The following is an 11,362-nucleotide window of genomic DNA, read 5'->3' as shown; positions in this document are numbered from 1 at the left end:
GCTTCGACGACCTTTTCCGAGGGGGTGCTCATGGGTGTGATCTCCGGATCTCGTCTTCGCGTATCAGTGGTGGTCGCCGTCCAGGGCCAGGGACACGAGATCGTCGAGGTCCATCGTGGCGATCGAGTCCTCCCGTGCCCCGGTGTGGTCGGACGTGGGCGGTTCGGCCGCCGGGCTGCCCGCCAGCCGCAGCAGCGTGTCGAGGACGCCCGCTTCGCTCAGCCGGGCCAGCGGGAGGGTGGCGAGGGCCCGCCGCAGGTGTGCCTCGTCGACCGGTGCGCCGGTGCCCGTCGGGCCGGCCGCGGGGTCCGCCGCCGCGGTCTCCGGGGCGAGTTCGTCCCGGAGGTGGTCCGCGAGTTCGACCGGGGTGGGGTGGTCGAAGACGATGGTCGCGGGCAGCCGCAGTCCGGTGGCCGCGCCGAGCCGGTTGCGCAGTTCGACGGCGGTCAGCGAGTCGAAGCCGAGCTCCTTGAAGGCCCGGTCGGCCTCGATGGATCCGGTGCCGGAGTGGCCGAGGACGGCCGCCACGTTGGTCCGTACGAGGTCCAGCAGCACGCCCCGGCGGCGCTCGGCGGTGAGCCCGGCGAGCTTGCGCAGGAGCGCGGAGCCGTCCGGTTCCGCGGTGGCGGCACCTCCCGCGGCCCGGCGTACCGGGGTGCGGACGAGGGAGCGGTACAGCGCGGGCAGTTCGGCCCCGCCGGCGGAGTCGCGCAGCGCGGCCGGGTCGAGCCGGACGGGGACGCTCAGCGCCTCGTCCTGGTCCACGGCGGCGTCGAACAGGGCGAGGCCCTGCTCCGCGGTGAGCGGGGTGACGCCGCCGCGGCTGAACCGGGCCAGGTCGGTGTCGTCGAGGCCGGCCGTGAGCTCGCTGGTCTGGCGCCACATGCCCCAGGCGAGGGAGGTGGCGGGCAGGCCCTGGGCCCGGCGGTGGTGGGCGAGGGCGTCCAGGTAGGTGTTGGCGGCGGCGTAGTTGGCCTGGCCGGAGTTGCCGGTCACGCCCGCGGCCGAGGAGTAGAGCACGAACCGGCTCAGGTCCAGGTCGCGGGTGAGCTCGTGGAGGTTCCACGCGGCGTCCGTCTTGGGCCGCATGGCGCGCTCCATGCGTGCCGGGGTGAGCGAGGCGAAGACGCCGTCGTCGACGACGCCGGCCGCGTGGACCACGCCGGTCAGCGGCCGGTCGGCCGGGATCGCGGCGAGGAGCGCGGCCAGCGCGTCCCGGTCGGCGGCGTCGCAGGCCACGACCTCGGCCGTGCCGCCCGACGCGGCGATCTCGGCGACGAGTTCGGCCGCGCCGGGGGCGTCCGGGCCGCGCCGGCCGGCGAGCAGCAGGTGCCGGACGCCGTGGTGCGTGACGAGGTGCTTGGCGAGCAGGGCGCCGAGGGTGCCGGTGCCGCCGGTGACGAGGACGGTGCCGGCCGGGTCCCAGCCCTGCGGGACGGTGAGCACGATCTTGCCGGTGTGCTTGGCCTGGCTCATGAAGCGAAACGCCTCGGGCGCCCGCCGGATGTCCCAGGTGCGGGTGGGCAGCGGCCGCAGCCCGTCCGTCTCGAACAGGCCGGCCAGTTCGGTGAGCATGGCGGCGGTGCGCTGCGGCCCGGCCTCGGCCAGGTCGAAGCGGCGGTAGTGGACGCCCGGGTGGTCCTGGGCGACCTGTCCGGCGTCGCGGACGTCGGTGGCGCCGAGCTCGACGAAGCGGCCGCCGCGCGGCAGGAGCCGCAGCGAGGCGTCGACGAGGTCACCGGCCAGGCAGTCCAGGACGACGTCCATGCCCTCGCCGCCGGTGGCGGCGGCGAAGCGCTCCTCGAAGGAGGCGTCGCGGGAGGAGGCGATGCGGTCGTCGTCGAGTCCGGCCGCGCGCAGCGCGTCCCACTTGCCCTCGCTGGCCGTGCCGTACACCTCGGCGCCGAGGTGGCGGGCGATCTGCACCGCCGCCGAGCCGACGCCGCCGGCGGCGGCGTGCACGAGCACCCGCTCCCCCGCCTTCAGTCCCGCCAGGTCCACCAGCGCGTAGTAGGCGGTGAGGAACGCGGCGGGCACCGAGGCGGCCTTCTCGAAGGACCAGCCCTCGGGGATGCGGGCCACCATCTCGGCGTCGGCCACCGCGAGGGGGCCGAAGGCGTACGGCACCATGCCCATCACCCGGTCGCCGGGGGCGAGGCGGGTGACGCCCGGGCCGGTCTCGACGACCACGCCGGCCGCCTCGCAGCCCATGAACCCGCCGCCCGGGTACATCCCGAGGGAGACCAGGACGTCGCGGAAGTTGAGCCCGGCGGCGTGCACGGCGATGCGCACCGCCCCCTCGGGCAGCGGTCCGGCGGCCTCCGGGCGGGGCAGCAGGGCCAGGTGGTCGAGGGTTCCGGCGGCGGTGGTGTCCAGGGCCCAGGCGGCGGCGTCCGGTACCGGCAGGGCCGTGCCCGAGCCGGCCCGGACCAGGCGCGGCGCGAGGGCGGTGCCGGCGCGCAGCGCGGTCTGCGGCTCGTCGTGGACGAGGGCCGCGGCGACCGCGCCCCGCAGGGCGGCGGCCGACTCCGCGGTGGTGTCGAGGTCGGCGATCAGGAGCCGGCCCGGGTTCTCGGCCTGGGCGGAGCGGATCAGCCCCCAGGCGGGTGAGTGCGCGAGGCCGGCGGCGTCCTCGCCGGTGCGGGTGGCGACGGCGCCGTGGGTGAGGACGACCAGCCGGGATCCGGCGAAGCGTTCCCCGGCCACCCATTCCTGCACGGTGGCGAGCAGGGCGGCCGCGTCGGCGTGGACCCGGTCGAGGGCGCCGTCCGGGGCGGGGCCGGCGGCCGGGTCCCCGTACGGCAGGACCACGGTCTGCGGCAGGGCCGTGCCGTCGGCGGCGGCGAGGGCCGCGAGGTCCTCGTACCGGTCGACGGCGGCGCCCGCGCCCTCCAGGGCGGCGGCGATGCCGGCCGTGTCGGAGCCGAGGACGGCCCAGTTCCCGGCGGCGGAGGCGTCGGCCCCGGCGGGCAGTTCCGTCCAGTCGAGGCGGAACAGCCCGTCGGTGGCGCCGTCGCCGCCCTGGCGCAGGGTGGCCGTGTCGACGGGGCGCAGGACGAGCGCGTCGACGGTGGCGACCGGTGCGCCGGCCGCGTCGGCGACGTCCACCGCGATGGTGTCGGTGCCCGCCGCGCTGACGCGGACCCGCAGGGTGCCGGCGCCGGCCGCGTGGAGGGAGACGCCGCTCCAGGCGAAGGGCAGCCGGGCCTGGCCGGTCAGCTCGATGAACTCGCCGAGCCGCATGGCGTGCAGCGCGGCGTCGAGCAGGGCGGGGTGCAGGAGGTAGCGGGCCGCTTCGCCCTGGTGGCTGTCGGGCAGGGCGACCTCGGCGAAGACGTCCCCGGTGGACTCCTGGCGCCAGGCGGCGCGCAGGCCCTGGAAGGCGGGGCCGAACTGGTAGCCGGTCTCGGCCGCGGCGGCGTAGAAGCCGTCGAGGTCGACGGGTTCGGCGCCGGCGGGCGGCCAGGCGGTCAGGTCGTGGCCGGGGGCGCGGACGTCCCGGGCGAGGACACCGCTGGCGTGGCGGGTCCAGGGCAGGTCGGCGGGTGCGTCCTCGGCGCGGGAGTGGATGGTGACCGGGCGGGTGCCGGCGGCGCCGTCGGGGCCGACCAGCACCTGGAGGTGGACGCCGCCGCGGGCCGGGAGGACCAGCGGTGCTTCGAGGGTGAGCTCGTCGAGCAGGGTGAAGCCGGCTTCGTCGCCGGCGCGGACGGCCAGTTCGACGAAGGCGGTGCCGGGGAGGATCGGCGTGCCGGACACCGCGTGGTCGGCGAGCCAGGACTGGGTGTCGGGGGCGATCCGGCCGGTGAACAGCAGGCCTTCGCCGCCCGCGAGGCCGACGGCCGCGCCGAGCAGCGGGTGCCCGGCGTCCGAGAGCCCGAAGCCGGTGGCGTCACCGGAGTAGGGCGGCAGCGGATCGGGCCAGAAGGGCTCGTTCTGGAAGGCGTACGTGGGCAGGTCGACGCGCGCGGCGTCCTGGCCGGCGTAGACGGCCTCCCAGTCGACGGGGGCGCCGTGGGTCCAGGCCTCGGCCAGGGAGGCCAGGAACCGCTGGGCGCCGCCTTCGTCACGGCGCAGGGTGCCCTGGGTGACGGCGGAGGTGCCGGCGGCCTCGATGGTCTCCTGGACGCCGATGGTCAGCACCGGGTGGGCGCTGGACTCCACGAAGACCTTGTGGCCGCGCTCCAGGAGGCCGGCGACGGCGTCCTGGAAGCGGACGGTCTGGCGGAGGTTGGTGTACCAGTACTCGGCGTCCAGCTCCGAGCCGTCGGCCCACTCCCCGGTGACGGTGGAGAAGAACGGGACCTCGGCGGTGCGGGGTTCGATGCCCGCGAGGAGGCCGATGACCTCGTCGCGGATCGACTCGACCTGGGGGCCGTGCGAGGCGTAGTCCACGTTGATCCGGCGGGCCCGGACGCCGTCGGCCTCGCAGGCCGCCATCAGCTCGTCCAGAGCCTCCGGATCACCGGAGACGACCGTCGACTGCGGGCCGTTGACCGAGGCGAGGGCGAGGCGCTCGCCCCAGGCGGAGATGCGTTCCGCCACCGCGTCGGCCGCAGCCGGGACCGACACCATGCCGCCCTTGCCGGCCAGCGCGAGCAGCGCCTTGGCGCGCAGCGCCGACACCTTCGCCGCGTCCTCCAGCGACAGCGCGCCGGACACCGCGGCCGCGGCGATCTCACCCTGCGAGTGGCCGACCACGGCCGCGGGGACGACGCCGACGGCGCGCCACAGCTCGGCGAGGGAGACCATCACGGCCCACAGGGCGGGCTGCACGACGTCGACGCGGTCGAAGCCGGGGGCTCCGTCCTTCTGCCGGAGCACGTCCAGCAGCGACCAGTCGGTGTGCGGGGCCAGGGCGCGCTCGCAGTCGTCGAGGCGGGCGGCGAAGGCCGGCGAGGAGTCGTACAGCTCCACCGCCATGCCCGCCCACTGCGAACCCTGCCCGGGGAAGACGAACACCGGGCGGCCGGTGCCCTTGACGACGGCGCCCTCGGTGACGCCGACGGCGGGCGTGCCCTCGGCCAGGGCGGTGAGCCCGGCGAGGAGTCCGGTGCGGTCGTCGGCCTGGACCGCGGCACGGCGTTCCAGGGCGGCCCGGGTGGTGGCCAGCGACCAGGCGACGTCCACGGGGCGCGGTGCCCCGGTGTCCTCGGCCGCGGCGAACTCCCGCAGCCGGCCGGCCTGGGCGTGCAGGGCGGCCGTACCGCGTCCGGAGACGATCCAGGGCAGTGCGGCGGCCGGGAAGGCCGGGACGGCGGGTACGCGGGCGGGCTCCTCGGCGGGCGGCGCCTGCTCCAGCACGACGTGGACGTTGGTGCCGCTGCCGCCGAAGGAGGACACGCCGGCGCGGCGCGGGCGGCCCGTCTCGGGCCACGGCCGGGCCTCGGTCAGCAGTTCCACGGCGCCCGAGGACCAGTCGATCTCGCGGGACGGCTCGCCGACGTGGAGGGTCTTGGGCAGCACGCCGTGGCGCAGCGCCATGACGGTCTTGATGACGCCGGCGACGCCGGAGGCGGCCTGGGAGTGGCCCAGGTTGGACTTCAGGGAGCCCAGCCACAGGGGCTGGTCGGCGGTGCGGTCCTGCCCGTAGGTGGCGAGGAGGGCACCGGCCTCGATGGGGTCGCCGAGGGTGGTGCCGGTGCCGTGCGCCTCGACGGCGTCGATGTCGGCGGGGCCGAGTCCGGCGTCGGCGAGGGCCGCGCGGATGACGCGCTGCTGGGCCGGGCCGCTGGGGGCGGAGAGGCCGTTGCTGGCGCCGTCCTGGTTGGCGGCCGTACCGCGGATGACGGCGAGGACCTGGTGGCCGTTGGCCTGTGCGTCGGAGAGGCGCTCCAGCATGATCACGCCGACGCCCTCGGACCAGCCGGTGCCGTCGGCGTCCTCGGAGAAGGACTTGCAGCGGCCGGACGGGGAGAGTCCGCCCTGCTGGCTGAAGCCGATGAAGACGCCGGGCGAGCACATGACCATCGCGCCGCCGGCGAGCGCCATGCGGCAGTCCCCGGTCCGCAGGGCCTGCACGGCGAGGTGCAGGGCGGTCAGGGAGGAGGAGCACATGGTGTCGACGGTGACGGCCGGGCCCTCCAGGCCGAAGGTGTAGGCGAGGCGGCCGGAGGCGACGGCGGCGGAGGCGCCGAACAGCATCTGGCCGTCGGAGCCTTCGGGCATCTGCACGCCGTGTCCGTAGCCGGGGTATCCGGCTCCGATGAACACGCCGGTGCTGCTGCCCTTGAGGCTGTCCGGGTCGAGGCCGGCCCGTTCGAAGACCTCCCAGGCGGTCTCCAGGAGGAGGCGCTGCTGCGGGTCCATGGTGAGGGCCTCGCGGGGCGAGATACCGAAGAAGCCGGGGTCGAAGTGGGTGGCGGTGTCGACGAAGCCGCCCTCGCGGACGTAGCTCGTACCGGCCTTGGCGCGGTCGGGGTCGTAGAAGCCGTCGAGGTTCCAGCCGCGGTCGGCGGGGAAGCCGCCGATGGCGTCGCGGCCTTCGGCGACGAGCTGCCACATGTCCTCGGGCGAGGTGATCCCGCCGGGGTAGCGGCAGCTCATGGAGACGATGGCGATGGGCTCGTCGGAGGCGACGGCCCGGGTGGTGGCGGTGCCGGCCGCGCCGGCGGTGTCCTCGGCGCCGAGGAGTCCGGTGCGCAGCAGGTCGGCGACGGCCTGCGGGGTGGGGTGGTCGAAGACCATCGTGGCGGGCAGGGTGAGGCCGGTGGCGGCGGTGAGCCGGTTGCGCAGGTCGACGGAGGTCAGCGAGTCGAAGCCGGTCGCCTTGAAGGCGCGTCCGGGTTCGATCGCGTCGAGGGACGGGTGGCCGAGGACGGCGGCAGCCTCGCGGCGGACCAGGTCGAGCAGGAGGGTGTCCCGCTCGCCCTCGGGGGCCTGCCGCAGGCGGCGGGCGAACTCGCCCGCGGGGCCTTCGCGTCCGTCGGTGTCCTCATCGGCGCCGGCGGCCCGGGTGGCCTCGCGGGCCTCGGGGATGCCGGTGAGCAGCGGGCTGGGGCGGGTGGCGGTGAAGCCGGGCGCGAAGCGGGTCCAGTCGACGTCGGCGACGGCGACGAACGCCTCGTCGTGTTCGACGGCCTGGAGCAGCGCGGACAGGGCGGTCACCGGGTCCATCTCCAGGACGCCGCGGCGGCTCATGTACTCCTGGGCGCCGGCGGTCTCCATGATGCCGCCGCCGCCCCAGGCGCCCCAGGCGACGGAGGTGGCGGTGAGGCCGCGGGCCCGGCGGTGTTCGGCGAGGGCGTCGAGGTGGGCGTTGGCCGCGGCGTAGGCGGTGTGTCCGGCGGCGCCCCACACGCCGGAGTTGGAGGAGAACAGGACGAAGGCGTCCAGGGGGGTGTCGCCGAGGAGTTCGTCGAGGTGGGTGGCGCCGGCGGCCTTGCCGGCGAGGACCCGCTCGAACTCCTCGGGGGTGACGTCCTCCAGGACGGTGGACTGGGGTACGCCGGCGGCGTGCACGACGGCGGTGAGGGGGGTGGCGGCGGGTACGGAGGCCAGCAGCGCGGCGACCGCGTCGCGGTCGGCGACGTCGCAGGCGACGGCTTCGGCCTCGGCGCCCAGGGCGCGGAGCTCCGTGAGGAGTTCGGCGGCGCCGGGGGCGTCGGGGCCGCGGCGGCCGGCCAGGACGAGGCGTTCGGCGCCGGCGGCGGCGAGCCAGCGGGCGACGTGCGCGCCGACTCCGCCGGTGCCGCCGGTGACGAGGACGGTGCCGTGCGGGCGCCAGTCGCGGGCCGGTTCGCGGTCTTCGAGGGCGGCGCGGACGAGGCGGCGGCCGAAGGTGCCGGAGCCGCGGACGGCGATCTGGTCCTCGTCTCCGGCTCCTCCGGCGAGGATCTGGACGAGCCTGGTCAGGGCGCGTTCGTCGGCGGCCGGCGGCAGGTCGACGAGGCCGCCCCAGCTGCGGGGCTGTTCCAGTGCGACGACCCGGCCGAGGCCCCAGACCTGTGCCTGGGCGGGGTCGGGGGCGTCGTCGGAGCGGCCGGTGGAGACGGCGCCGCGGGTGACGGTCCAGAGCCGGGCGCCGGTCACGTCGGCGTCGGTGAGGGCCTGGGCCAGGACGAGGCCGTGCAGGGCGCCGTCGGCGCCGAGGCCGGCGAGGGAGAGGACCCCGGTGATCTCGGAGGCGGAGACGGCGGTGCGGATCAGTTCGGCGAGCGCGGTCCGGTCGGTGCCGGTGGCGCGTACGGTCACGGTCGAGGCGCCGTGCCGGGCGAGCGCGGCGGCGCAGTCGGCGGCGAGGGACTCGTGGGCGGGGTCGGCGGGCAGCACGACCAGCCAGGTGCCGGTCAGCGGCGCCGGGGCGGGCTCCGGGAGGCGGTCCCAGGTGACGCGGTAGCGCCAGGAGTCGACGGTGGAGCGTTCGCGGCGGCGGCGCCGCCAGGAGGACAGGGCGGGCAGCAGTTCGCCGAGGGAGCGGCGCTCCTCCAGGTCGAGGGTGCCGGCGAGGGCTTCGAGGTCCTCGCGTTCGACGGCGTCCCAGAAGCGTGCCTCGGTCTCGTCGGCGGCCGGGGTGCCGCCCGCCGGCTCGGCGGGGGCGGCCGCCTCCAGCCAGTAGCGCTGCTGCTGGAAGGCGTAGGTGGGCAGTTCCACGGGGTGGGGGCCGTGCGGGGCGACGAGTGCCGCCCAGTCGACGGCGGCGCCGTGGACCCAGGCTTCGGCGAGGGAGGTGAGGAGGCGGCGCGGGCCGCCCTCGTCGCGGCGCAGGGAGCCGAGGGTGACGGCGGCGGCGGCCGTGGTGTCGATGGTCTCCTGGACGCCGATGGTCAGCACGGGGTGGGCGCTGGACTCGACGAAGATGCCGTGGCCCTCGGCGAGGAGGGCGCGGACGGCCTCCTCGAAGCGGACGGTGGTGCGCAGGTTGGTGTACCAGTACTCGGCGTCGAGCTCGGTGCCGTCGACGAAGCCGGCGGTGACGGTGGAGAAGAACGGGATCTCGGCGGTGCGCGGCTCGATCCCGGCGAGGAGGCCGAGGACCTCGTCGCGGATGGATTCGACCTGCGCGGAGTGGGAGGCGTAGTCGACGTTGATGCGGCGGGCGCGGACCCCGTCGGTCTCGCAGGCCGCCATCAGCTCGTCCAGCGCCTGCGGGTCACCGGAGACGACGGTGGAGCGGGGGCCGTTGACGGAGGCGAGGGCGAGGCGCTCGCCCCAGGCGGAGATGCGTTCGGCGACGGCCTCGGCGGTGTCGGCGACGGACACCATGCCGCCCTTGCCGGCCAGGGCCACGATGGCCTTCGCGCGCAGCGCGGAAACCTTCGCGGCGTCCTCCAGCGACAGGGCGCCCGCGACGGCGGCCGCGGCGATCTCGCCCTGCGAGTGGCCGACCACGGCTGCCGGGACGACACCCGCCGCACGCCACAGCTCGGCGAGGGACACCATCACCGCCCACAGCGCCGGCTGGACCACATCGACGTGGTCGAAGCCGGGCGCGCCGTCCTGCTGGCGGAGCACGTCCAGCAGCGACCAGTCCGTGTGCGGGGCCAGGGCCTCGGCGCACGCGTCGAGGCGGGCGGCGAACACCGGGGAGGCCTCGTACAGTTCCACGGCCATGCCGGCCCACTGGGAGCCCTGACCGGGGAAGACGAGGACGGTACCGGAGCCGGGCAGGGTGGTGCCCTGGACGACGGTGGCGGCGCCGGGTGCGGCGTCGGCGAGGGCGGCGAGGCCCTCCTGGAACCCGTTGTCGCCGGCGGCGACGACCACGGCGCGCTGCTCCAGGGCGGCGCGGGTGGTGGCCAGGGAGTGGGCGACGTCGGCGGGGCCCGGCGCGTCCTCGCGGGCGGCGAAGGTGCGCAGCCGGCCGGCCTGGGCGCGCAGGGCGCCCGGGGTGTGGCCGGAGAGGGCCCACGGGACCAGCGGGGTGGACAGGACCGCCGGGGTGGCGGCGGGAGCGGCGTGGGCGGCTTCGGGGCCGTCGGGGGCGGTGTCCTGTTCGAGGATGACGTGGGCGTTGGTGCCGCCGACTCCGAAGGCGGAGACGCCCGCGCGGCGCGGGCCGCCGTCGCGGGGGGTCCACTCGACGGGGTCGCGCAGCAGCCGTACGGTGCCGGACGACCAGTCGACCTGGCTGGTGGGCTCGTCGACGTGGAGGGTGCGGGGCAGCAGGCCGTGGCGCATGGCCATGACCATCTTCATCACGCCGGCCATGCCGGCGGCGGCCTGGGTGTGGCCGATGTTGGACTTGACGGAGCCGAGCCACAGCGGCCGGTCCTCGGGGCGGTTCTTGCCGTAGGCGGTCAGCAGGGCCTGCGCCTCGATGGGGTCGCCGAGGGTGGTGCCGGTGCCGTGCGCCTCGACGGCGTCGACGTCGGCGGCGGTGACGCGGGCGTTGGCGAGGGCCTGCTTGATGACGCGGACCTGGGAGGGGCCGTTGGGGGCGGTCAGGCCGTTGGACGCGCCGTCCTGGTTGACGGCCGAGCCGCGGATGACGGCGAGGACCTCGTGGCCGTTGCGGCGGGCGTCGGAGAGCCGCTCCAGCAGCAGGACGCCGATGCCCTCGGCGAAGCCGGTGCCGTCGGCGGAGTCGGCGAAGGCCTTGCAGCGGCCGTCGGAGGCGAGGCCGCGCTGGCGGCTGAACTCGACGAACAGGCCGGGGGTGGACATGACGGTGACGCCGGCGGCCAGGGCGAGGGAGCACTCGTCCTGGCGCAGGGCCTGCACGGCCAGGTGCAGGGCGACGAGGGAGGAGGAGCAGGCGGTGTCGACGGTGACGGCCGGGCCCTCCAGGCCGAAGGTGTAGGCGAGGCGCCCGGAGACGACGGCGGCGGCGCTGCCCGTGCCGAGGTAGCCCTCGACGTCGTCGGGGACGGAGTCGAGGTCGGTGGCGTAGCTGGAGGAGGAGGCGCCGACGAACACGCCGGTGCGGCTGCCCTTGAGGGAGGTCGGGTCGTATCCGGCGCGCTCCAGGACCTCCCAGGAGGCCTCCAGCAGCAGCCGCTGCTGCGGGTCCATGGCGAGGGCCTCGCGCGGCGAGATGCCGAACAGCTGTGCGTCGAAGCCGGGGACGTCCTGGAGGAAGCCGCCCTGCTTGGTGTACGAGGTGCCGATCCGCTCGGGGTCGGGGTCGTAGAGGGCGTCGAGGTCCCAGCCGCGGTCCTCGGGGAAGCCGCCGATGCCGTCGCGGCCGTCGGCGACGAGGTCCCACAGCTGTTCGGGGGTGGTGACCTGGCCGGGGAAGCGGCAGGCCATGCGGACGACGGCCACGGGCTCGGGCTCTTCGAGCTCCTTGACGCGCCGGCGCGCGTTGCGCAGGTCGGCGGTGGCCCGCTTCAGATATTCGCGGAGCTTGTCTTCATTGGTCGTGCTCAACGTCACTCACCTACCGGGAACGGGAAGCCAACACGGCGCGGTCGTTGCGGGC

General features: G+C 76.1%; 1 protein-coding gene. It reads right to left on the bottom strand.

Annotated features, from left to right (window positions below):
* Positions 1–63: 63 nt before the first annotated feature.
* A complete protein-coding gene (locus AC07A6_RS04660; RefSeq protein ID WP_478776064.1) occupies positions 64–11,310 on the bottom strand; it encodes a type I polyketide synthase in 11,247 nt (3,748 codons plus the stop codon).
* Between the last annotated feature and the right edge of the window lie 52 nt (positions 11,311–11,362).

This window comes from Streptomyces sp. NPDC044002, assembly GCF_056434525.1.
Note: the sequence above shows the minus strand (reverse complement) of the source record. Positions and strands in the feature narration are given on the sequence as shown.